Below are 926 nucleotides of genomic sequence, written 5' to 3'. Positions count from 1 at the left end.
AGTGCTTCCTGCAACAGAATGTATAGTTCACAACCTCCGGATTTGCGAATGTTCAAAATGAGAATAAAGGCAATGGGGTTTAATAATTTCCGCGAACATATTCACACGGCGACAACAAAGATCTGAAGGCGTTTAGATAAGAGAAGGTTCGCTAACGCAAGGAATGGCAGGAAGAGATAACAAACGATTAGAGGGTTGCGAAATAGATAAAATAAAAAACGGTTCGCGCCGACAACCAAGCTAGATCATCATTGCGAACCGTTGGGGGCTCAAATACGCTTAGGATTAACCTTTCGCTTGTTGAACTTTACTTAGGTTCTTCATTTGTTCCATCACTTTATCAACCGAGAAGCTTGGGATCTCTTGACGTGGTGGGAACTCTTTGAATGATTTCAGAACTTTCGCTACTTTCGCTTGAGCAGGAACAAGCAAGAATACGTGGTTGAACTGCCATGTTTCGTAACCGAAGCCTTGGTCGCCCTTCTCTAGTGGGTCAACTTTAAGGTCGAAGATCATTGGTATACGTAGGTTTGTGAACTCTTTCGTCCAAACATCCCAACCTTCATGCTCTTGGATCTTGAAGTGAAGCTTGAAGCGCTTGTCACGCATTGCCAGCAAGTCGCCATCGTCTGACCAGTAGAAGAACTCATCACGAGCAGACTCTTTGTCTTTACCCATCAAGTAATTCATTTGGTTGTAACCATCTAAATGGTTTTTGTATGTGCGATCAGCAGACGATGATTTGTAACCTTTCAGCAAGTCTTGCTTGATGGTGTTGTTACCCGCCGCAGAAAGCAGTGTTGGGAACCAGTCTTCACCCGCAAAGATGTCGTTTAACTTCGTATTTGGAGCAATGTGCCCAGGCCAACGAACCATTGCTGGTACGCGGAAGCCACCTTCCCAGCCTGTGTTTTTCTCACCACGGA

1 pseudogene is annotated in these 926 nt (G+C 44.8%); it reads right to left on the bottom strand.

Annotated elements, in window-relative coordinates:
- Positions 1–285 precede the first annotated feature (285 nt).
- Positions 286–926 (bottom strand): annotated as a pseudogene (locus R7Q46_RS25575) (sulfatase-like hydrolase/transferase); the annotation flags it as partial.

The sequence above is a fragment of the Vibrio sp. 811 genome (assembly GCF_033339195.1).
Note: the sequence above shows the minus strand (reverse complement) of the source record. Positions and strands in the feature narration are given on the sequence as shown.